Raw genomic sequence first — 22,166 nt, 5'->3', positions numbered from 1 at the left:
CATGACCCTTGATCTCTCCCGACTTGCGGCATCCGCCCCCTGGCACACCCCGGGGCGATACTGGCCCGAACTCACCGTGGCGACGGCGCACCTCGACGCTCCGATCGCCGCCATCCACCTCGACGCCCTGCGGCACAACACCCACGACATGCTGGCCCGCGCACAAGGAACCCCCATTCGAGTCGCCACCAAGTCGATTCGGGTGCGCAGCGTGATCGAGGCGATCCTGGCAACCCCCGGCTACCAGGGCGTGCTCGCCTACACGCTCGCCGAGGCGCTCTGGCTGGCCGACACGGTCGACGACATCGTTGTCGGCTACCCGACCGCCGACCGTTCCGCCATCGAACGCCTCGGTCGCTCGCCGCAGGCCGCCGCCACGGTCACGGTCATGGTCGACTCGCTGGCCCAACTCGACTTCATCGACTCGGTCATCTCTCCGAGCGAGCGCGAGACAATCCGGGTCTGCCTCGAACTCGACTCGTCGTGGGATGCCCCGGTGCTCGGTCACCTCGGTGTCTGGCGTTCGCCGGTGCACACGGCCCAGGCCGCGCACGCCCTGGCCATCGCGATCGTCTCGCGGCCCGGCTTCGCCCTCGTCGGAATGATGGGCTACGAGGCGCAGATCGCCGGGGTCGGCGACAAGCCGGCCGGCAACCCGGTCGCCGCCCGCATCAACAGTTGGATGCGCAAACAATCGATCCCCGAACTCGCCGAGCGACGGGCGGCGGCCGTCGCAGCGGTGCGGCTCGTCGCCGACCTCGAGTTCGTCAACGGCGGCGGAACCGGATCGTTGGAGAGCACCCACGACGACCCCTCCGTCACCGACATCGCCGCCGGCAGCGGCTTCTTCGGCGGGCACCTCTTCGACAACTATTCGGGCTTCCGTCCGGCACCCGCCGCGGCCTTCGCGCTGTCGGTTGTGCGCAAACCCACCCCGGAGATGGCGACCCTCCTCGGCGGCGGCTGGATCGCATCCGGCCCACCCGGTGTCGACCGGATGCCGCGCATCGTCTGGCCGGAGCGGCTGCAGATGGTGCCCCGCGAGATGGCAGGGGAGGTGCAGTCCCCGCTGACCGGTGCCGACGCCCCGCGCCTCACCGTCGGCGATCGGGTCTGGCTGCGTCACACCAAATCGGGGGAGCTCAGCGAGCACGTCAACGAGTTCGCGCTCGTCGATCAGGGCACAGTTGTCGATATGGTTCCCACCTACCGGGGCGAAGGAAAGGCTTTTCTATGACGGCGAGCGGGGCCACTTGGCACAACTGGGCACGCACAGAGAAGGTGCGACCGAAACGTGTCGAGCGGCCCACGAGCGCTGAGGCAGTGCAACGCGCGGTCGTCGCAGCCGGCAAGGCGGGCATGCGGATCAAGGCCGTCGGGGCCGGGCACAGTTTCACCGGAATCGCCGTCGCGACCGGGGTGCAACTCGACCTGCACGACCTCAGCGGTGTGATCGCGGTCGACGAGGCGGCCGGCCGGGTGACCCTGGCGGCCGGAACCCGTCTGCACCAGCTTCCCGCGTTGCTCGCCCCCTACGGACTGGCCCTGGCGAACATGGGCGACATCGACAGGCAGAGCGTGTCGGGCGCCACCTCCACCGGCACACACGGCACCGGCGGCGCGTTCGGCGGCCTGGCCACCCAGATCGTCGCGCTGACCCTCGTGACCGGCGACGGCACTCTGCTGCACATCAGCGAGACGGATAACGCCGAACTGCTGCCGGCCGCCCGGCTCGGCCTCGGCGCGCTGGGCATCATCGTCGACGTGACCGTGCAGTGCGTGCCCGCCTTCTTACTGCACGCCGTCGAAATCGCCGAACCGCTCGATGAGATCATCGACACGTTTCTTGAACGCTCGGCCGCCGTCGACCATTTTGAGTTCTACTGGTTTCCGCACACCCAGACCGCGCTGACCAAGACCAACATTCGTCTGTCGACGGATGCCGCGCGCGCGCCGCTGCCTCGCTTCGGGCGCTGGGTCGATGACGAGCTGCTCGCCAACGGGCTCTACCGGGTCACCTGCGGACTCGGCACCGCGATCCCGCCGTTGGTGCCCGGCTTCAGCCGGATGGCCGAGAAACTCTCGGGCCGCCGTGACTTCACCGACCTGTCGCCGCGGGTATTCGTGACGAACCGCACGGTCAAGTTTCGGGAGATGGAGTATGCGATTCCGCTGGCGGCGGTGCCAGACGCCCTGCGCGAGGTGCGTGCCCTGATCGAGAAGCGCGGCTGGACGATCTCCTTTCCGATCGAGGTGCGCTCGGCCGCCGCCGACGACCTCTGGCTGTCGACCGCAAGCGGCCGGGCCACCGGCTACATCGCCGTGCACCGGTACTATCGAGAGAACCCCACCGAATATTTCACCGCCGTCGAAGCCATCATGCGCGGTCACGGCGGGCGTCCGCACTGGGGCAAAATGCACTACCAAGACGCCGAGTCACTGCGCACGGTGTACCCGCACTTCGACGAGTTCGCCCGGGTGCGTGACCGGCTGGATCCCCAACGCCGTTTCACGAACCCCTATCTGGAAAGAGTCCTCGGACGATGACACGCAACAGCCCGGCCACCCGCGAATGGCCCCGCCGGGCTGCCGAACTCGGGGATCGACTCCCCCCCGGATTCCAGATCGGCACCGCGACATCCGCTTTTCAAATCGAGGGCGGCGCCCGCGACGGCGGGCGCGCCGAATCGGTCTGGGACTGGTTCACCACCCAGCCCGGCCGCATTGTCGACGGCTCGAACGCCTCGGTGTCGGCCGACCATTTTCACCGCGTGAGCGAAGACGTGACGCTGTTGGCCGAACTCGGCGTCGACAGCTACCGGTTCTCCTTCGGCTGGCCGCGCCTGCAGCCCGATGGCCGAGGCGCCCTCAACCGGGCCGGCATCGCCTTCTACGACCGTCTGCTCGACGAGCTTCTCGCGGCCGGCATCTCCCCGATGGCGACCCTGTTCCACTGGGACACCCCGGCCACCCTGCGTGGCGGCTGGCGCAATCGCGACACGGCCGGCCGCTTCGGCGACTACGCCCACGAGGTCGGCGGAGTCTTCGGCGACCGCATCCACTCCTGGGTCACGCTCAACGAGCCATCCACGGTGATGCTGAACGGCTACCTGCTCGGCACCCAGGCGCCGGGTGACACCCTGCTTTTCGACGCCCTGCCGACGGCGCACCACCAACTGCTCGGGCACGGTCTGGCCGTGCAGGGGCTCCGCGCCGCCGACGTGCGTGGCCAAATCGGCCTCATCAGCGCGCACACCCCGGTGCAGCCGGCGACCGACCGCGAAGAAGACGGCATCTACGCCGATCTCTACGACCTGCTGCACAACCGGCTCGTGGCCGATGCGGTGCTGCTCGGTCGCTACCCGACCCCGCCTGAGCCGTTCGCCTCAGAGGCGCGGATGCTGACGGAGACCGACCCGGACGACCTCGCGACCATCCACCAGCCGCTTGATTTCTACGGCCTGAACTATGTCGGGCCGAGTCGGGTTGCGGCGGGATTCGCCGTTGCACCGGTTGGTTCTCGCCGTGCTGCCGAAACTGCCGCCGAAGCCGACGCCGCTGGTTCAGGCAAGCCCGCTGCCAAGCTGCCGTTCCATCTCGAAGCCTGGCGCGAACATCCGGTCGCCGGTTCTGGGCGTGTGAACGCACCCGAGTATCTGGGTGTCGCACTGCGTGAGCTGCGTGATCGCTATGGCGACGCGCTGCCACCTGTCGTCTTGACCGCGCTCGGAGCCGGTTACCCCGACGCCGCAGATGTCTACGGCGAGGTCAACGACCCGCTTCGCATCGACTATCTCGCCGAGCACTTGAGCGTCGCGCTCGACGCTGTCGCAACCGGGGGAGTCGCCCAGGGTGTTGACCTGCGCGGCTGCTTCGTCTGGTCGCTGCTCGACGGCTTCGAGTGGGAGGCCGGCTACACGCAGCGGCAGGGTCTCGTGCACGTGAAATTCGACGACCAGACCCGCACGCCCAAGTCGTCGTATCGCTGGCTTCAAGAGGTGCTCGCTAACCGCGCCTAACGCGTCCTGTCACCGCCGGCTCCCTCTTCCGCCGAGCTTGACACTTCCGGTCGACTTTCCCCGGCACAGCGGGGTAGTTCGACCGGAAAGGTCAAACTCGGCAACGAATTCACCGAAACGGGATCATCGAGAGGGCCAGGTTGTGGTCCGCTTCCCTGCGCCGTTCGAGTTCTGCGGCGTTGAAGACCGGTCGCTCGCGGCGCTTCGCAGCCCGGGCAGGGCGGCGGCTCCACCGGATGAGCGCGATGCCGAGATACATGGCGGCACGATCGAGATGGCCGACACGGCGCACGGGCGGGCGCACCTCCGGGGTGCTCTCGGGTTGGGGCGGACAGTCTTGGAGCCCGGGCATGGGAGCCAGGTGGGTATTCATGGTGGTTGATTCCTTTGATGTCTGCGATCCGGGCGCTCTGACGAGCATTCGGTCGCTGAATAGAGTGGTGGCCGCGCGAGATGCGGCAGAGACGGCTGCGCAAAGATGCGCGCCGCATACGGGGTGAATGACCGAGGACAGGCGCGTACACGACAGCGCGAATGCTGCCTGCGCGGATGTCGTCTGCGCGGATGCTGCCTGGTCGAGCTTCGAAATCGTCACCACCGTCTGGACCGGTGGGCTATCTACTGGCCGATCAGGCGGTGAAGACGCCGACGAAGCCGGCGGTGGTACGAGATGCGATTGCATGAGTTGAAGTAATCACGATGCGGCTCCTTTCGTCAGATGGCGTATCAATTACCGTAGTGGGACCTTTTGCCGCAGCGCAACCCACCGCGCCACATTCGCCGGGTCAAATGTTCGGCGGGTCAATTGTTCGGCGGGTCAATGTTCGGCGGGAGCTACGGCGTGCGACGTCGCAGCGTCACCGAACCGACCACGATGGCTCCGACGATCCAGGCGCCGAGAATCAGCAACTCGCCGCCGACGTAGGCGGCATCGTGCGAGTTGGTCGCCACCGCCTGCATCGCATCGATCGCATGCGAGAGCGGCAGCCAATCGCTGATTTGACGCAGCCCGTCGGGCAGCTGCGAGCGGGCGATGAAAATGCCGCCGAGCAGAATCTGCGGAAACACGATCACCGGCATGAACTGCACAACCTGAAACTCGGTGTTGGCGAACGCACTGGCGAGCAACCCCAGCGTGGTGCCGAGGATGGCGTCGGCCACCGCGACCGCGAGCAGGAGCCAGATCGAACCTTCGATGGTGAGCCCGCAGACCCAGACCGCGAAGCCAACGGCGATCGCCGATTGAAGCACGGCCAGCAGCCCGAAGGCGAGGGTGTAGCCCAGGATCAGGTCGCCTTTGCCGAGCGGCATCGACAGTAGCCGCTCGAGGGTACCGGTGCGGCGTTCCCGCAGGGTGGTGATGCTCGTGACCAGAAACATCACGATGAACGGGAATAGCGCGATCATTGACGGGCCGATCACCGAAAAGCTGTCGGTGTCCGAGAAGATCCAGGCGACGAGTCCGATCAGCAGGCTAGGCACGATGAGCAACAGCCCGATTGTGCGCGGGTCGTGACGAATCTGACTGAGGATGCGGCCGGCGGTGGCCAGCGTGCGCTGCGGGTTCACGAGGCGCTCCGGTCATCGGTCGACGACGGCTGCTCGGTCGACGACGGCTGCTCGCTCGACGACGGCTGCTCGCTGGGAGGCCGCCCGATCAGCGTCAGGAATGCCGTCTCGGTGTCGGCAGCCCCGGTCGAAGTGAGGAGTCCGGCCGGGGTGTCGTCCGCCAGAATCTCGCCGTCGCGCATCAGAAGCAGCCGGTCGCACCGCGTGGCCTCATCCATGACGTGACTCGACACCAGCAGCGTCGTTCCCGCATCCGCCAAGCGGTGAAAGAGAGCCCAGAGTTCGACGCGCAGCACCGGGTCGAGACCGACCGTCGGCTCATCGAGCACGAGAAGCTCTGGCCTGCCGAGTAGGGCGCCGGCCAGCGAGACTCGGCTGCGCTGACCACCAGACAGCGACGACACGAGCTGCCCGGCCTGCGCGTTGAGATCGGTCTGCTCGAGCACGCGGTCGATGTCGGATTTCGGAGCCTTCAGCACCGCGCGAAAATACTGCAGATTCTGTCGCACGGTGAGATCGTCATAGACGCTGGACGACTGAGTGACGTAGCCGATGCGACGGCGGAGGGACGCCGCACCCGCGCTCTGACCGAGCACCGTGACGGTGCCGGACTTCACCACCTGTACGCCGACGATCGCGCGCATCAACGTGGTCTTGCCGCATCCGCTGGGGCCGAGCAGGCCGACGACCCCACCGCGTGCGATCTCCAGGTTCAACCCGTGAAGCACAGGATTTCGGCCTCGACGTACCACGAGGTTGTCGATGAGGATGGCTGGCCCCTCGTTATTCACCATGTGATGAATTATTCGCTTGTGCTTCCGGCGCTGTCAAGGGGGTCGCTTGTCCCTCTGATCCGAGCTTTGCCGCTGGCATGTAGTCGACCAGATGCCACTGCAGAACTGGCCCGATTCGCGCCACCACATCCTCGATCGGGGCGCTGGCCAACGGCTCGATTTTCAGAACGTGCCGGGCCACGATGGTGCCAACGACCTGCGAGGCGGCGAGGGCTGCCCGTAACTCCGCGTCAGGGGCGTCGACACCGGCAGCGATGCGGTGGAACACCTCACGCACAAGAAATTCGCGCAGCATTCGGCTTGCTGCGTTGTGCCCGATCGCGGTGCGCAACACCAGAACAGCCTTGGCTTCCGCGGCGGGTGAGGAGAGCGCGGTCAGCACGAACCGGGCGAGGGTCTCGCCGATGCGATCGCGCGGGCCGGCGAGAATTCTCGGCACGACGATGTCTGGTCGAAACGGCGCCTGGATCGTCTCGGCGAAGAGATCGGCCTTGTCGGCGAAATAGTGGTGCACCAGGGCCGGGTCGACGCCCGCCAGGCGGGCAATCGCCCGCAGCGAGGCCGCCTCATAACCCTTGTCGGTGAATTCGACTCCGGCAGCGCGCAGAATGAGCGAGCGCGTGTCGGTTGCCGCACTCGCACGGGGACGCCCGCGTGGGCGGCCACGGGGACGCCCGCGACCTTGCGCGCTGACCTCCGGCGACTCACTCATGCAGTGAGCATACGGCCCGTTCGGCCGCCGGGGGAGTGGGAGTGCGCCCCCACTTACCTTGGAGAGTCATGGGAAGCGCATGGGAGCGGGCAGAGCCGCAGATAGTATGGATTTGCACCATTTACGGGCGTGTCTGCCCGCACAATCACAAGGAGTCGCTGCCATGGAATGGCTCATCCCGGTTCTCATCGTCGTCGTACTTGTCGTCATTATCGGCATCTACTTCTGGGCAACCTACAACTCTCTCGTCACGCTGAAGGTTCGTGTTGATGAGGCGTGGAGCGACATCACGGTGCAGCTCAAGCGGCGTGCCGACTTGATCCCCAACTTGATCGAATCGGTCAAGGGATATGCGGCACACGAGCGTGGCGTCTTTGAGAACGTGACCAAGGCGCGCGCCGAGACTCTGTCTGCACAGAGCCCGGCCGAGGCATCCGCTGCTGAGAACCACATGCAGACCGCTCTGAAGAGCATCTTTGCCGTTGCAGAGGCCTACCCGCAGCTGCAGGCGAGCCAGAACTACCTCCAGCTGCAGTCTGAGCTGGTTGACACCGAAGACAAGATTCAGGCATCGCGCCGTTTCTTCAACGGCGGCGTGCGCGAGTTCAACACCAAGATTCAGGTCTTTCCGAACAACCTCATCGCCAAGAACCTCGGCTTCACGCAGCGTGAATTCTTCGAGGTCGCCGACTCCGCAGCCATTGCGGAGCCGCCGCGCGTTCAGTTCTAACGGCAGGCGTCAATGTATAGCGCGATTGCGCGAAACAAGCGCAACACAGTTTTCATCATCCTGTTTTTTCTCATCATCATCGGTGGGCTCGGCTGGTTGGCGAACGCCGTGTACGGGCGGGGCAGCTACTCGATCCTGATCATGACGATCGTGATCGCGACGCTCTACGCCGTGTTCCAGTACTTCATGGCCGGCCGTCAGGCCATCTCCATGAGCGGCGGCATCCGGGTCAACAGCAAGGCCGATCACCCGCGCCTGTGGAACACCGTCGAGAACCTGTCGATCACCACCGGCACCCCGATGCCCGAGATTTACATCATCAACGACCCGGCGCCGAACGCGTTCGCCACGGGCCGTGATCCAGAGCATGCGATGGTCGCCGCAACGACCGGACTGCTCGACATCATGGATGACTCGGAGCTCGAAGGCGTGATGGCTCACGAGCTCGGCCACGTGCAGAACTACGATATTCGTGTCTCGATGATCGTTTTCGGACTCGTCGTCGCCGTCGGCTTCATCTCCGACATGTTCTTGCGGATGGCGTTCTTCGGCCGCAATAACAACAACAATGGCAACCCCGTTGTGATGGTCTTCGGCCTGGTGGCCATGCTCGTGGCCCCCTTGGTCGCAACCATGGTGCAGCTTGCCGTGTCACGTCAGCGCGAATACCTGGCGGATGCGACGAGCGCAATGACAACTCGGCACCCCGATGCCCTGGCCAGCGCCCTGCTCAAGCTGGAAGCCTATGGGCGTCCGATGCAGCGTCAGAACTCGTCGATGTCGCACCTGTGGATCTCGAACCCGTTGAAGCCGGGCATGATGAACAAGCTGTTCAGCACCCACCCGCCGATCGCCGAACGGGTGGAGCGTCTGGAGACGATGGGTCGCACCTTCTAAGACCCGTGGTCGGGCTTGCCGAGACCCGGCGGGCGTGGCCGTTTTCGACCCGCGTGGTGCAACCGGCTCGGCACCTGACCTGCGCCACGGCATCTGACCCGCGCGACGGCATCCGACCCGCGCGACGGCACCTGACCCGCGCGACGGCATCCGACCCGCGCGACGGATGTGCGACAGTAGCATCGACGGGCGGGATGTGGGTTGCGCGGGTTGGGTGCCGCTGCGCGCGTTGGCGCCGGCCCGCGTGGCGGCGCCGGGCCCGCGCGACGAATGCATGGCTGGGCTCTGACCCGCGCAGCGGCACCCGACCCGCGCGGCGCAGGTTCTCGTTGGTTGAGCTTGTCGAAACCAGGTGAGCCGATATTCACACGAGACCCAAGTCCGGAGATCGGCTCGCGGGGTCTCGAGCTTCCGGGCCGCTGCACGGCATGGTGGTGGACGAATATCACCATTTCGTTGGTCGAGGAGCGAGCGCCAGCGAGTGTCTCGAGACCTCGCGAGCCGACGTTCAAACGCAACCCGAGTTCAAGGATTGGCTCGCGAGATCTCGAGACGCGTGCTCGCAAGCTCGCGCGCTCCTCGATCAACGAAATGGCCCATCTACCTAATAAAAGCGCGCTCCTCCGTCGCGTGCTCCTCGACCAACGGAATGGTCATCTACCTTATTGACGCGGGTTGCGAACGAGGGTCGTCCGGCGGACGTCCCGACGTGCGGGCTGGCTCGGGCTCGCTCTTCGGCTTCGGGTCAGCTCTGCAGCTCAGCAGCCAACGCGGCAGCCAGCGTGCCGTTCGGCGCGACGACGATCTCGCCCAGACCCTGCCAGTCGGCGGCATCGCGGAGGACCGCGGCGAGCCGAGCGGCGGTGTCGGCCGGTGCACCGGGTTCGGCCCAGGCGGCCTGCACCCGCAGGACGCCGGCCTGCCTGTCGTTCTTGAGGTCGACACGCCCCACGATGGTGTCGCCGACCAACACCGGCAGCACGTAGTAGCCGAACACCCGTAGATGCTTCGGCGTGTAGATCTCGATCCGGTAGTGAAAATCGAACAGTCGCAGGGCGCGGGCGCGCTCCCAGACCACCGGGTCGAAGGGCGACAGAACGGTTGCTGCATCGATTGAGCGGGGGAGCCGGGCATCGCGGTGCAGCCAGGCGGCGCCGGCCGCGCCGCCAGAACCAGCACCAGAACCCCAGCCGGGCACGGTGACGGGAATCAACTCGCCGGCATCTTCGAGCTCCTGGATTGCCACACGGGCAGGGGCGGTTTTCAGCCGAAAGTAGTCGGCGAAGTCTTTCACCGTGCCGACGCCGTGCGCCTGTGCCGCCCGCGCGATCAACGCGCGGTGGGCATCCGTGCGGCTGATCTCGCGCCCGAGAAGCTCGGCGGGCAGCACCTGCTCCGGCAAGCCATAGACCCGCTCGAACCGGCTGCGCCCGCCGCTCACCACCTCGCCCCACCGAAACAGCACCTCGAGGCCGGTCTTCACATCTGACCAGCCCCACCACGGGCCGCTGCGCTTGTTCGCGTCGTGCTCGATCTCGCTGGCCGGCAGCGGGCCCTTCTCGGCCAGTTCCGCGCGCAGCCACTCGAGCATGGGTCGGTTGGCATGCGACCAATGCGACGCGTCGGTGTCGGCGTGCGCGCGGTAGGCCTGCATCCGCCAGCGAAAAAGCGGCCAGGTGTCCAGCGGCAGAATCGACGCCTCATGCGCCCAATACTCGGTGTAGCGCCCGGTCTTCGCCGCAGTGAGCCGGTCGAGAACCGTTTTGTCGTAGACGCCCAGACGACTGAACACCGGAAGATAGTGGCTGCGCTCGAAAACGTTGACCGAGTCGATCTGCAGCAGCTGCAGCCGGTTCACGAGTGCGTCGAGCTGACGGATGCCCGGTGCCCGCGTCGGACTCTGTGTCTGCGTCGGAGCGCGGCCGAAACCTTGGGCGGCCAGGGCCACTCGGCGGGCGAGCGCGGGGGAGAGTGTATCGGTCATCGAGTCGACACTAACTCCTGCCACCGACAGAGAGGGGCAATGCTCGGTCCTAGACTTAGTGCGTGAGTGAATCCACGGGGAAATCGGGCTGGGGCACGTTGTTTCGCGGTCGAAACCGGCAGGTCGACCCGGAGCTCCTCACGCCACCGCCCAGTGCTGCAGAGACGACGGCGGCGGCCGACATCGACAGGTCGATTCCCGGCGGCGTTCGGCTGGCCGGTGCCTGGTCGTGGCGCATCCTCGTGATCGCCGGGGCGATTGCCCTGTTCGGTTTCCTCATCGTGCAGCTGCGGCTCATTGTCATTCCTCTGCTGATTGCGGTTCTGATCTCGGCGCTGCTCATTCCGGTGGTCACTTTTCTGGTCAAGCACCGCTGGCCGCGCGGCCTGGCCGTCGCGACCGCGATGGTTGCGGCTCTCCTCGCCGTGGGCGGGCTGATTACGCTCGCTACCACCCAGATCATTGACGGATCGACGGGGCTCAGCACGCGCTTGGCGACGTCGTACAGCAATCTGAAAGAGTTTCTGCTCATGTCGCCGCTGCATCTGACCGATGCGCAAATCAGCGACTATATGCAGCAGATCTGGACGGCACTTCAAGGCGACACTCAGATCTTCGTCAGCGGTGCACTGAGTGTGGGCAGCTCGCTGGGGCATCTCCTCACCGGTGTGCTGCTGGCCTTGTTCAGCCTGCTTTTCATCCTGATCGACGGCAAGGGCATCTGGTCGTGGATCGTTCGCATTTTCCCCCGCCGCGCGCGGGCCGCAGTGAACGGCGCGGGTATCGCCGGTTGGGCGACGCTGGGCAACTTCGTCAAGGTTCAGATTCTCGTCGCCTCCATCGACGCTGTCGGCATCGGGGTCGGTGCCGCCCTGCTCGGAGTGCCGATGGCCATCCCGATCGCCGTGCTCGTGTTCCTCGGCTCATTCATCCCCATCGTCGGTGCGGTCGCAACGGGCGCTGTCGCTGTCGTGATCGCCTTGATCTTCAACGGTCCATTGATTGCCGTGATCATGCTCGGCGTCGTGCTGCTGGTTCAACAGATCGAGGGACATGTGCTGCAACCGCTGATTATGGGCAGCGCGGTGAAGGTGCATCCACTCGCCGTCGTGCTCGTCGTCGCGGCCGGATCACTTGTGGCAGGCATCCCCGGCGCCCTGTTCGCCGTTCCGATCGCCGCGGTGCTGAACGTGATGACGAACTACATTTCAAGCGGGGTCTGGCGGTCATCCCCACTGTCGCCCGGTCTGGTTCCCAGTTCTCCGCTCTGGCAGACCGTTCCGCAGAGCCGCCCCACATTCCGCCGCAATCTGGAAGAGAAGAACGAATGACAGACACCACCCTCGTCGGCCCCAGCCTGGCTGATTTCGAAGCAGCACGGCCGGTTGTCGCACGAGTAGCTCGACTGACTCCGATGGAGACGTCGCGCTATCTCACCGATGTATTGGGCCAGAACGTGCATTTGAAGTGCGAGAACTTGCAACGCACCGGCTCCTACAAGATTCGTGGCGCCTACAACCGGATGTCGCAGCTCACCGACGAAGAGAAGGCGCGCGGCGTCGTCGCCGCATCAGCCGGCAACCACGCCCAGGGTGTCGCCTTCGCTGCCCGCGAGCTCGGCATCGCAGCCACCATTTTTATGCCCGTCGGTGTCGCATTGCCGAAGCTGCAGGCCACCCGCGACTACGGCGCGCATGTGATCCTCCGCGGTCACACCGTGGCTGAGCCCCTGCAGGCTGCGGCCGAGTTCGCCGCGGAAACCGGCGCCATTCTCATCCCGCCGTTCGACCACGTCGACGTGATCACGGGTCAGGGCACCGTCGGTCTCGAGATTGCCGAGCAGGTTCCGGATGTCGAGACCGTCATCGTTCCCATCGGCGGCGGTGGCCTGATCTCGGGTGTCGCCGGAGCGCTCAAGCAGCGTGCGGCGCGCGAGGGGCGCAGCATCCGCATCATCGGCGTGCAGGCGGCCAACGCCGCGCCCTACCCGCTGTCGATCGCCGCCGGCGAGGTGACCGAGATCGTCATCCAGCCGACCATCGCCGACGGCATCGCCGTCGCGAAGCCCGGCCTGCTGAACTTCGAGATCATCAAAGAGCTCGTCGACGAGATCGTCACCGTCACCGAAGACGACATCGCCCGCGCGCTGCTCGTGCTGCTGGAGCGCGCGAAGCTGGTCGTCGAACCGGCCGGTGCCGTCTCGGTCGCCGCAATCCTCGCCGGCAAGATCACCGCATCGGGTCCGACGGTCGCCATTCTCTCCGGCGGAAACATCGACCCGTTGCTGATGCAGCGCGTGATCAGTCACGGGCTGGCCGCGTCCGGCCGCTACCTGACGCTGCGCATCATGCTGCCCGACCGTCCCGGCCAGCTCGCCCGCATCTCAGAGCTTCTCGCCGAAGCACACGCCAACGTCATCGAGGTGCTGCACACCCGGCACGGCGTCGGACTCCAGATCAGCGAGGTTGAGCTCGATGTGAGCGTCGAGACCCGGGGGCCGGAGCACCGCCAGCAGGTTGTTGACGTGCTGCGCGCAGCTGGTTACGACCCGCACATCGACACCGAGTAGGCCAGTCGGTGCCTTGAAGGAGTGAGATGCGCGGCGTAGTCTGAGCGCGCATCCGCTTCAGCGGTCACCACGTCAGCAACGGAGGAACTCATGGCCAACCTCGTCGTCCACTTCGAAATCCACGCCTCAGAACCGTCGAAGCTCATCGCCTTCTATTCCGAGTTGCTCGGCTGGACCTTCAGCCAGTTCGGCGAGATGCCGTATTGGTCGATCGACACCGGTGAGGGATCCATCAACAACACGGGTGCGCCAGGGCGCGGGATCAACGGCGGTTTGACCGAGCGTCGAGGCCCGCGTCCCGAGACCGGGGCACCGGTGAACGGGTGCAACATCGTGGTCGGAGTCGACGACATCGACGCCCTGTTCGCGAAGGGACTGGAGCTGGGCGCGAGTGAGGCGCTTCCGCTCGACGACATGCAGGGGATCGGCCGGGTCGGCTACTTGCTCGATCCAGACGGCAACGTCTTCGGGCTGATCTCGCCCGTTCTCTCCGATGGCACAAACGTGATGGAGCGGATGGCCGAGAGCTAGCCGGCAAGCTAGCCGACTCACGATATGACAAACGGGTCGGGATCCTGCTCCAGCGCAGGATCCCGACCCGTTTGGGTCATGACGTCGAGGTGTTGACCAGCACTAGTTGCCGGTGAAGGTCTCCACCTTGGAGATCAGCACGGTGATCTCCTTGCCGTTCGGGGCGGTATAGCTCGTCGACCCGCCGATCTTGAGACCGATGATCGCAGCACCGAGCGGGCTCTGCTCGCTGTAGACGTCGAGGTCGCTGTTGCCGGCGATCTCACGGCTGCCAATCAAGAATCGACTCTCATCGCCGGCGATCGTCGCGGTGATGACGGTTCCGGGCTGAACGACGCCGTGGCTCTGGGGTGCATCGCCGACCTCGGCGGTGCGCAGCAGCTGGGTGAGGGTGCGGATGCGCGCCTCCATCTTTCCCTGCTCGTCTTTCGCAGCGTGGTAACCGCTGTTCTCCTTGAGGTCACCTTCCTCACGGGCCGACTCGATCTTCTTCGTGATCTCCTCGCGGCCAGTGGTGCTGAGGGTGCCCAGTTCCGTCGTCAGACGGTCAAAGGCCTCCTGGGTCAACCAGGTCACCGTTGTGTCGGTAGTCATGGGTACTCTCCTCTATTGCCAAGGCCGGTCTCCCGTGCCCCGCAGATATAGTCGACGCCCCGGCGAGAACCGGGGCGAATACGCCAGTCTAGGTCAGCCAGCAGCGGTAAATCAATCCCGTGTTGCTCAACTCGGTGGTGCGCACAACCTCGGTGAATGACCGGGTGTAGGAGTCAGACGGCGGAAGGTCGATGACTTTCCAGCCGACGATCGTGAATCCCTCGTTGAGGGCTTCGACGGCGCAGCTGGCCGCCGTGTTGGCCGGCAACGACACCTCAAATGTCACTTTCACGCTGTTCGCATCGAGGATCTCGTGACGCGTGTCTCGCGTTTCAATCACCGAGGACGGCGCGTCGAATCCGGCCCAGACCACCCAGGCGACCAGCACGACGGCGAAAATACCGCCGAACACCCACAACAGGCGGCGGTCACGCAGACGACGGGTGGGGGTTCGCCCATAGCGTTCGTCGATTCCGGGGTTCACGGTCACGGGGCGACTCCACACTTCAGGTTCAACGATTAGGCTTACACCTAAGGTTATCTGGCATTCTGGAGGAGTTTCGTGACACGGCGTCTACTGGCAGTGCACGCACATCCTGATGATGAGTCGAGCAAGGGTGCGGCAACCTACGCGTACTACCGCAGTTTGGGCGACCAGGTGCTCGTCGTGAGCTGCACAGGCGGCGAACGCGGCAGCATCCTGAACGAGGCACTCGCCGACAACGGAATGGCCCACCGCGATTTGGCGGGCCTCCGGCGTCTCGAAATGGAGACGGCTCAGCGCATCCTCGACATCGAACACCGCTGGCTCGGCTACCGCGACTCGGGCATGGATGAAGACGGCACCGTGCCGCCGAACTCCTTTGCCTCGATCCCCGTCGAGATTTCGGCCGAGCCGCTCGTGCGCGTGATCCGTGAGTTTCGCCCGCACGTGCTCGTCACTTATGACGAAAAGGGCGGCTACCCGCACCCAGACCACATCCGCACGCATGAGGTGTCGATTGCCGCTTTCCGCGACGCAGCGGATGCCGACAAATATCCCGACGCCGGCGAGCCGTGGCAGGTCGACAAGCTGTACTACGACCGCATCTTCAACCTCGAACGCATCGACGCCATGTATCTCGAGCTGAGCGTGACCGAGCCCGATTCCGACCTGCTCGAACCACTCGGCGCGGCCCGCGAATGGATGAAGGATTACCCGGCCCTGGCGACGACGCACGTTCCGGTCGGTGAGTTTCTCGAGGCTCGCGATGCTGCGCTGCGCGCCCACGCCAGCCAGGTGTCGCCGAACAGCAGCTTCTTCTTCTGGCCGAACGATCTCATTCGCAAGGCCTGGCCGTTTGAAGATTTCCAGCTCATTGAATCGAAAGTTGACACCGTCATGCCTGAATCCGACCTCTTCGCCGGCGTGGAGCACACGGCATGAGCGTAGTTGCGAGCACCGTTCTGACCGTGTTGACCGTACTCTCTGCCGCCGACGACCAGACTCCGCCGCCGGACGACCTAGTCACTCCCGGTGTCATCGGATTCTTCGCGATCTTCGCGGTTGCCGTCGCCACCGTCTTTCTCGGCTTCGACCTGGTGCGTCGCATCCGTCGCACCACCTACCGTGAGCAGATCCGGGAGCGTCTCGAGGCTGAGGCGGCTGAGCACGACGGGCAGGACGGGCAGGGCGAGCAGGGCGAACCGACTGAGTCGGTCGAGCCGAGCGAGAAGCCTGGTACTCCGGAGAAGTAACGCAACCCCTACGGGTAGAGCGGGTGTGTGGCGATCAACAGGATGGCCGTCCAGTGGCAGAGGAACGCCACCAGGGTGAGGGCGTGAAAGATCTCATGGAACCCGAACACACCGGGAACCGGGTTGGGCTTCTTCAGCGCGTAGACGACGGCGCCGACCGAGTAGCAGAGTCCGCCGATCATGATGAGCGTCATCATCGCGGCGTTCGCCTCGAAGAAGTCGACGATGTACATCAGCGCTCCCCAGCCGAGGGCCAGGTAGAGCGGAACGTAGAGCCAGCGCGGCGCGCCGATCCAGAATACCCGGAACGCAATACCGAGAATCGCGCCACCCCAGACGAGTGAGAGCAGAAACACCGACTTGCTCGGCGGAAGCGCCAAGACCGAGATCGGCGTATACGATCCGGCGATCAGCAGAAAGATATTGGCGTGGTCGAACCGCTTGAGCATGAGCTTCGTGCGCGGCTTCCAGTTGAAGCGGTGGTAGAGCGCTGAGATTCCGAACAACAGCATGGAACTCGCCACGAAAACAGCCGAACTCCATTTCGCCGCCGCACCGTCGGCAAGCACGAGCAGGATGATCCCGAGAATGATCGTGAGCGGAAACGTTGCCGCGTGAATCCAGCCGCGCCAGGTGGGCTTCAGGTCTTCGGGGCGCGGTGTTTCAGTCTCGAGAAGAGGCAGAATCGGTGGAGTGTCGGCAGTGGCCATGAAGCAACCCTACGCCCGGCGCACCGCTGTACTGATCGGATTCAAAGCAAGAGTGGACTAGCGTAAATGTGTGCAGAAACGGCAGGTTCCTTCGGGGCGCGGCATCCTTTACCAGGTATACCAGCGCCGACTTCGCCGAGGGCTGACGCCGGATGTCGTTCCGCGCCACGTGGCAATGATCATTGACGGCAACCGCCGCTGGGCCAAACAGCTCGGCTACGATTCAGCCGCCCACGGTCATCGTGCCGGAGCCGCGAAAATGCGCGAGTTTCTGGAGTGGTGTGACGACCTGGGCATCTCGGTGGTCACCCTCTACCTGCTGTCCTCCGACAATCTCACCCAGCGCGACAGCGAAGAGCTCAATGCACTCTTCGAGATCATCGCCGACCTGGCCGAGGAGCTGTCGCACTACCGGGACTGGACAGTGCAGCAGGTGGGCTCGAAGACCGGGCTGCCCGAACCGCTCGTCGCCGCCCTGAACGGCGCCGAAGCGCGCACGGCCGGCAAGAAGGGTCTGCACATCAACCTCGCCGTCGGCTACGGCGGGCGTACCGAAATCACCGACGCCATGCGGAGCATCGTTGCCACGCATCACGCCCACGGTGGAACACTCGAAGACCTCGCCGAGACGCTCACCCCCGAACTGATCGGCCAACATCTCTACACGGGCGGACAGCCAGACCCCGATCTGGTCATCCGCACCTCGGGGGAGCAGCGCCTGAGTGACTTCATGCTCTGGCAGAGTGCGCACAGCGAGTTCTATTTCGTTGAGGCGCTCGGGCCAGACCTGCGCCAGGTCGACTTTCTGCGCGCCCTGCGTGACTTCGCCAAACGACAGCGCCGCTTCGGCGGATAGGGAGAGGCCCAGATGAGCGCCATTGAGCAGTTTGCTGCAGGCTTTCTTGAAGAACCCGGCTACCTCGATTTCGCCCGTGTCGGCCCACTCTCCGCCAACGTCGTCAGCGAATCCGCCGCACAGTCCGAGCTTCTCTCCCGTGGTCGCTACGGCAGCCTCGCGTCACTGTTCAATCAAACCGAACGGTTTCAGCAGGCCGTCGCGCTGACCACCGGCTTTCGCACCGACCAGATCGTGTTCCAGCCGAACACCACGACGGGTCTGATGCACACCATGTTCGGTCTCACCGGCGGAGTGCTGATCTCACCCGGCGACTTTCCGAGCGGTCCGTTCGCGGCGGTGCGCGCCGCCGAGGCGCTGCGTGTCGTGAAACCGGTCTGGCTCGAGACCGATCACGGCCGTGTCACTCCCGGGCAGATCAAGAAGCAGCTCACTCCCACCACGGCCGCTGTGGCCGTCTGCCTCGTCGACGCCCGCACCGGGTATGTGGCCGACCTGGAAGGCATCCGTCAGGTGATCGGTGACCGTCTGCTCATCGTCGACGCGATCCAGGGTTTTGGCGTGGTCGACGCCCCGTTCGAGCTGGCGGATGTTGTCGCCTCCGGAGGCCAGAAATGGGCACGTGCCGGCTGGGGAACCGGGTTCCTGGCGCTGAGCGACCGGGCCAGGGAACAGCTCACGCCCGTGTTCTCCGGCTTCGCCGGCACCGACGAGGACGAGGTCTGGGATGAGGTGATCGCGCCGAGCGGTACGGCCAGGGCTTTTCAGGTGAGCAACCCCGATGCGATCGCGCTTGCCCGGTTCTCCGCCGCGCTAGAGGACATCGACGCGGTGGGGGTGGCGACGATCGAGGCGGCAGTGGCCGACAACGTGACCGAGCTGATCGATCTGGCCGACGAGTTCACCGTGCCTGTCGCATCCTCGCGCGACGTTCGAGAGCGGGCCGGAATCATCGTGCTCGAACCGCCGGTCGAGCAGCTCACTCTGCTCACCGCATCGCTGCACAACCACGGCGTGAGCTCGACGACACGTCAGGGAACGGTTCGCCTGAGCGTGCATGCGGCGCTCGCTCCCGAGACGCTCGACATGGTGCGCGGGGCCTTCACTTCGTATTCAAGCGCCGCCTCGTTCTAGGCGCTCCGGCTCCGGCGCACGTCATGCGGAGGTCGCGCGGGGAGTCGCTCCGGTTAACGCTGGCGTGTCGTGCACCATTTTCACGGCGACGAGTCGTAGCGTCATGCACATCAGGTACACCGCCTGATCGGGACGGCCACTTTCAGACGGCCCGAAGCCAGAAGTGGTCAGCTCGCCAGCCAAATCCGCGCCTGCGGGTGCGGGGTGGGAGTCGTCGTGAATCTGAACCGAACCGGCCATGAGTTCTCGAACCAGGCCAGCACTGACGGCAGCTCGGGCGGGAGCGCTAGCGCCAGCTCCGGCTCCAGCACGAACGTCAGTTCCAGCTCGAACCCCAGCCCACACAGCGGCCGGCGGGTGCACCAGGGTGAACGCACCTACGTGCTCGACACCTCGGTTCTGTTGTCTGATCCGAAGGCGATCTTCTGCTTCGCCGAGCATGCAGTGGTGCTTCCCGTCGTCGTCATCGCGGAGCTCGAGGCCAAACGCAACGACCCGGAGCTCGGATACTTCGCCAGGCAGGCACTGCGGCTGCTCGACGAGCTTCGGGTGAAGCACGAACGACTCGACTTTCCGATTCCGGTCGGCGAGGGCGGCACGTTGCGGGTGGAACTGAATCACTCGAGCATGGCGGCGTTGCCCTCCGGCCTGCAGCTCGGCGACAATGATTCGCGCATCCTGGCCGTTGCGATGAACCTCGCCAGCGATGGGCTGGACGTGACGGTGGTGTCGAAGGATCTCCCACTGCGGGTCAAGGCGTCGTCAATCGGTCTGGCCGCCGACGAATACCGGCACGAACTCGCCGTCGACTCCGGCTGGACCGGGCTGGACGAGATCACCCTGAACGGCCAACAGATTAATGAACTCTATGACGCCGAGAAACTGCAGACCCGGCTCGTGCAGGACATGCCGATCAACACTGGGCTGGTGATCCACTCCGAGCGTGGTTCGGCGCTCGGTCGGGTTGTTGCCAGGGGCGAACTCAAGTTGGTGCGCGGCGACCGGGAGGTTTTCGGGCTCCGCGGCCGTTCGGCCGAACAGCGCCTGGCGATCGACCTGCTGCTCGACCCGGAGATCGGCATCCTGTCGTTGGGAGGTCGAGCCGGGACGGGGAAGTCTGCGCTCGCCCTGTGCGCTGGTCTGGAAGCCGTGTTGGAACGCCAGCAGCATCGCAAGATCATGGTGTTCCGCCCGCTGTACGCCGTCGGCGGCCAAGAACTCGGCTTCCTGCCCGGTGACCAGGGCGAGAAGATGAACCCGTGGGGGCAGGCCGTGTTCGACACGCTCGGCTCGGTCGTCTCCGAGAATGTGCTCGAGGAGGTGATTGAGCGCGGCCTCCTCGAGGTGCTGCCGCTGACTCACATCCGCGGGCGGTCTCTGCACGATGCCTTTGTGATCGTCGACGAGGCGCAGTCGCTTGAGCGCAACGTGCTGCTCACGGTGCTCAGCCGCATCGGTCAGAACTCACGGGTCGTGCTCACCCACGACGTGGCTCAGCGTGACAACCTGCGGGTCGGGCGCTTCGACGGCGTGGCCTCGGTGATCGAGACGTTGAAGGGGCATCCGCTCTTCGCCCACATGACCCTCACCCGCTCGGAGCGCAGTGCGATCGCGGCCCTCGTCACCGAGATGCTGGAGGGCAACGAGCTGGCCTAGCGTTCGCGCCTCGCCCCACGATCGGCCTGCATAGACTTCCCCATTCGACGGAGATTTTGCCTGAAAACAGTGTTTTCGCCCTGGATTGACCTGAAAAGCGTGAAATCTCCGTCGAATGGGAGGGAAGCAGGGGCGGCACACGACACAGCGCCGCGTGCGACCAATGGTCACACGCGGCGCTGTTTCGTGAGGTGAAGCAGGTGCTACTTGGCCTGCGGCGGACGCGTCATGCTCAGCACGTCGAGCGCGACGTCGAGCTGCTCGAGGGTGACCTCGCCACGCTCAACGAAACCGAGGTCGATGACGGCCTCGCGCACCGTCATGCTCTGCTTGACCGAGTGCTTGGCGACCTTCGCCGCGGCTTCATAGCCGATGACTCGGTTGAGCGGGGTCACGATCGACGGCGACGACTCGGCCAGCGCGCGGGCACGCTCGACGTTGGCCTCGAGGCCGTCGACTGTCTTGTCGGCGAGCACGCGCGAGGCGTTGGTGAGCAGGCGGATCGACTCGAGCAGCGCGGTGCCCATCACCGGGATGGCGACGTTCAGCTCGAACGAGCCTGAGGCGCCGGACCAGGCGATGGTGGCGTCGTTGCCGATCACGCGCGAGCAGACCATGAGCACGGCCTCCGGGATGACCGGGTTGACCTTGCCTGGCATGATCGAGGAGCCCGGCTGCAGGTCGGGGATCGACAGTTCGCCGAGGCCGGTGTTCGGGCCGGAACCCATCCAGCGCAGGTCGTTGCAGATCTTGGTCAGGCTGACCGCGATGGTGCGCAGCGCACCGGATGCGTCGACGAGGCCGTCACGGTTCGCCTGAGCCTCGAAGTGGTCCTTGGCTTCGGTGATCGGCAGCTCGGTCTCGGTGACGAGCAGTTCGATGACGAGCTGCGGGAATCCGGCCGGCGTGTTGATGCCGGTGCCGACCGCGGTGCCGCCGAGCGGAACCTCGGCGACGCGGGGGAGAGCCGACTGCACGCGCTCGATGCCGAGGCGAATCTGGCGGGCGTAGCCGCCGAACTCCTGGCCGAGCGTGACGGGCGTCGCATCCATCAGGTGGGTGCGGCCGGCCTTGACGACCTCGGCCCACAGGCTCGCCTTGGCCTCGAGCGAGACGGCCAGGTGGTCGAGGGCCGGGATGAGGTCGTCGATGAGCGCGCTGGTGACGGCGATGTGAACGGATGTCGGGAAGACGTCGTTCGAGGACTGCGAGGCGTTGACGTGGTCGTTCGGGTGTACCGGTGAGCCGAGGCTCTGCGTGGCGAGGGTCGCGAGAACCTCGTTCATGTTCATGTTCGAGGAGGTTCCGCTGCCGGTCTGGTAGACGTCGATCGGAAACTGCGAGTCGTAACGGCCGGAGATGACCTCGTCGGCGGCAGCGGAGATCGCATTGGCGATGGCGCCGTCGAGCACGCCGAGACGCGCGTTGGCCAGGGCCGCTGACTTCTTGATCCGGGCGAGAGCAGCGATCTGAGCCGACTCCAGCACGCTGCCGGAGATCGGAAAGTTCTCGACGGCTCGCTGGGTCTGTGCGCTGTACAGCGCATTGATGGGCACGCGTACCTCGCCCATCGTGTCGTGCTCGATCCGGTAGCCGGTCTCTGCGGAGTTCTCCACCACGGTGTGATCCCTTTCAATTCTGTTCAGTGTGTTGACGTGCGTGTGCTGTGTATTG

The 22,166-nt window shown here is 65.3% G+C and carries 22 protein-coding genes; 13 read left to right on the top strand and 9 right to left on the bottom strand.

Translation table 11 applies throughout. The features are described from left to right. The first annotated feature begins 1 nt into the window (after position 1). From ABD791_RS07785 to ABD791_RS07775, 3 genes are read left to right on the top strand one after another with little or no spacing between them, the layout of a single operon-like run. Complete coding sequence (locus ABD791_RS07785; RefSeq protein ID WP_345064252.1) at positions 2 to 1,237, top strand: alanine racemase; 1,236 nt, start codon at positions 2 to 4, stop codon at positions 1,235 to 1,237. After that, a complete protein-coding gene (locus tag ABD791_RS07780; protein WP_345064249.1) occupies positions 1,234 to 2,547 on the top strand; it encodes a D-arabinono-1,4-lactone oxidase in 1,314 nt (437 codons plus the stop codon). The genes ABD791_RS07785 and ABD791_RS07780 overlap by 4 nt, the downstream gene beginning before the upstream one ends. Next, positions 2,544 to 4,019, top strand: a complete 1,476-nt coding sequence (locus ABD791_RS07775) for a glycoside hydrolase family 1 protein (protein WP_345064246.1) — start codon at positions 2,544 to 2,546, stop codon at positions 4,017 to 4,019. Before ABD791_RS07780 ends, ABD791_RS07775 begins: the two co-directional genes overlap by 4 nt. A gap of 109 nt (positions 4,020 to 4,128) precedes the next feature. On the opposite strand, the gene ABD791_RS07770 is transcribed toward ABD791_RS07775, so the two are convergent. The 4 genes from ABD791_RS07770 to ABD791_RS07755 all read right to left on the bottom strand — a co-directional run bounded on the left by ABD791_RS07770 (position 4,129) and on the right by ABD791_RS07755 (position 7,094). Then, positions 4,129 to 4,392, bottom strand: a complete 264-nt coding sequence (locus ABD791_RS07770; protein WP_345064243.1) for a hypothetical protein — start codon at positions 4,390 to 4,392, stop codon at positions 4,129 to 4,131. A gap of 461 nt (positions 4,393 to 4,853) precedes the next feature. Further along, positions 4,854 to 5,588: an ABC transporter permease gene (locus tag ABD791_RS07765; RefSeq protein WP_345064240.1), complete on the bottom strand. Its 735-nt coding sequence runs from the start codon at positions 5,586 to 5,588 to the stop codon at positions 4,854 to 4,856. Next, positions 5,585 to 6,382 (bottom strand): ABC transporter ATP-binding protein, encoded by a 798-nt coding sequence (locus ABD791_RS07760; protein WP_345064237.1) that lies wholly within the window; start codon positions 6,380 to 6,382, stop codon positions 5,585 to 5,587. The genes ABD791_RS07765 and ABD791_RS07760 overlap by 4 nt, the downstream gene beginning before the upstream one ends. Beyond that, on the bottom strand, positions 6,372 to 7,094 hold the full coding sequence (locus tag ABD791_RS07755; RefSeq protein ID WP_345064234.1) for a TetR/AcrR family transcriptional regulator: 723 nt from the start codon (positions 7,092 to 7,094) through the stop codon (positions 6,372 to 6,374). Before ABD791_RS07755 ends, ABD791_RS07760 begins: the two co-directional genes overlap by 11 nt. Positions 7,095 to 7,257: 163 nt before the next feature. Between ABD791_RS07755 and ABD791_RS07750 the strand changes: the two genes are divergently transcribed. Next, positions 7,258 to 7,824, top strand: coding sequence for a LemA family protein (locus tag ABD791_RS07750; protein WP_345064231.1), 567 nt, complete (start codon positions 7,258 to 7,260; stop codon positions 7,822 to 7,824). A gap of 12 nt (positions 7,825 to 7,836) precedes the next feature. After that, a complete protein-coding gene (locus tag ABD791_RS07745; protein WP_345064228.1) occupies positions 7,837 to 8,721 on the top strand; it encodes a M48 family metallopeptidase in 885 nt (294 codons plus the stop codon). A gap of 745 nt (positions 8,722 to 9,466) precedes the next feature. Here the strand turns inward: ABD791_RS07745 and ABD791_RS07740 are convergent. Continuing rightward, the gene (locus ABD791_RS07740) at positions 9,467 to 10,705 is read right to left on the bottom strand and encodes a winged helix-turn-helix domain-containing protein (RefSeq protein ID WP_345064225.1); all 1,239 of its coding nucleotides are present in this window, start codon (positions 10,703 to 10,705) and stop codon (positions 9,467 to 9,469) included. A 62-nt stretch (positions 10,706 to 10,767) separates the two neighbouring features. On the opposite strand from ABD791_RS07740, the gene ABD791_RS07735 reads away from it, so the two are divergent. The 3 genes from ABD791_RS07735 to ABD791_RS07725 all read left to right on the top strand — a co-directional run bounded on the left by ABD791_RS07735 (position 10,768) and on the right by ABD791_RS07725 (position 13,805). After that, entirely contained in the window at positions 10,768 to 12,036 is a 1,269-nt protein-coding gene (locus tag ABD791_RS07735; RefSeq protein ID WP_345064222.1) for an AI-2E family transporter, read from the top strand. Further along, on the top strand, positions 12,033 to 13,274 hold the full coding sequence (gene ilvA / locus ABD791_RS07730; RefSeq protein WP_345064219.1) for a threonine ammonia-lyase: 1,242 nt from the start codon (positions 12,033 to 12,035) through the stop codon (positions 13,272 to 13,274). Before ABD791_RS07735 ends, ilvA begins: the two co-directional genes overlap by 4 nt. 90 nt (positions 13,275 to 13,364) lie before the next feature. Further along, positions 13,365 to 13,805, top strand: coding sequence for a VOC family protein (locus ABD791_RS07725; RefSeq protein WP_345064216.1), 441 nt, complete (start codon positions 13,365 to 13,367; stop codon positions 13,803 to 13,805). Positions 13,806 to 13,907: 102 nt separating this feature from the next. On the opposite strand, the gene greA is transcribed toward ABD791_RS07725, so the two are convergent. Further along, entirely contained in the window at positions 13,908 to 14,399 is a 492-nt protein-coding gene (greA, locus tag ABD791_RS07720) for a transcription elongation factor GreA (RefSeq protein ID WP_345064212.1), read from the bottom strand. An 88-nt stretch (positions 14,400 to 14,487) separates the two neighbouring features. Continuing rightward, complete coding sequence (locus ABD791_RS07715) at positions 14,488 to 14,889, bottom strand: DUF4307 domain-containing protein (RefSeq protein ID WP_345064210.1); 402 nt, start codon at positions 14,887 to 14,889, stop codon at positions 14,488 to 14,490. Positions 14,890 to 14,961: 72 nt separating this feature from the next. Here ABD791_RS07715 and mca point away from each other — a divergent pair, with 72 nt between their 5' ends. Together mca and ABD791_RS07705 are read left to right on the top strand one after the other, a co-directional pair. Further along, positions 14,962 to 15,825, top strand: coding sequence for a mycothiol conjugate amidase Mca (mca, locus tag ABD791_RS07710; protein WP_345064207.1), 864 nt, complete (start codon positions 14,962 to 14,964; stop codon positions 15,823 to 15,825). After that, positions 15,822 to 16,136 (top strand): hypothetical protein, encoded by a 315-nt coding sequence (locus tag ABD791_RS07705; protein ID WP_345064205.1) that lies wholly within the window; start codon positions 15,822 to 15,824, stop codon positions 16,134 to 16,136. Before mca ends, ABD791_RS07705 begins: the two co-directional genes overlap by 4 nt. 8 nt (positions 16,137 to 16,144) lie before the next feature. Here ABD791_RS07705 and trhA read toward each other — a convergent pair whose 3' ends face one another. Next, complete coding sequence (gene trhA / locus ABD791_RS07700) at positions 16,145 to 16,846, bottom strand: PAQR family membrane homeostasis protein TrhA (RefSeq protein ID WP_345064202.1); 702 nt, start codon at positions 16,844 to 16,846, stop codon at positions 16,145 to 16,147. A 70-nt stretch (positions 16,847 to 16,916) separates the two neighbouring features. Between trhA and ABD791_RS07695 the strand changes: the two genes are divergently transcribed. The 3 genes from ABD791_RS07695 (at position 16,917) to phoH2 (ending at position 20,492) form a co-directional block, all read left to right on the top strand. Beyond that, positions 16,917 to 17,702 carry an isoprenyl transferase gene (locus ABD791_RS07695; RefSeq protein WP_345064199.1) on the top strand — a complete coding sequence of 262 codons (786 nt, stop codon included), beginning with the start codon at positions 16,917 to 16,919 and terminating at the stop codon, positions 17,700 to 17,702. Between the two features lie 12 nt (positions 17,703 to 17,714). Beyond that, entirely contained in the window at positions 17,715 to 18,836 is a 1,122-nt protein-coding gene (locus tag ABD791_RS07690; RefSeq protein ID WP_345064197.1) for an aminotransferase class V-fold PLP-dependent enzyme, read from the top strand. A 357-nt stretch (positions 18,837 to 19,193) separates the two neighbouring features. After that, entirely contained in the window at positions 19,194 to 20,492 is a 1,299-nt protein-coding gene (gene phoH2, locus ABD791_RS07685; protein WP_345064578.1) for an RNA 5'-3' helicase PhoH2, read from the top strand. 203 nt (positions 20,493 to 20,695) lie between these two features. Here the strand turns inward: phoH2 and ABD791_RS07680 are convergent, their stop codons facing one another. Then, positions 20,696 to 22,111: a class II fumarate hydratase gene (locus ABD791_RS07680; protein WP_345064194.1), complete on the bottom strand. Its 1,416-nt coding sequence runs from the start codon at positions 22,109 to 22,111 to the stop codon at positions 20,696 to 20,698. Positions 22,112 to 22,166 lie beyond the last annotated feature (55 nt).

The organism is Glaciibacter kafniensis (genome assembly GCF_039538945.1).
GTDB lineage: Bacteria > Actinomycetota > Actinomycetes > Actinomycetales > Microbacteriaceae > Cryobacterium > Cryobacterium kafniensis.
The sequence above is the reverse complement of the archived record's forward strand: the minus strand, read 5'-3'. Positions and strand labels throughout refer to the sequence as shown.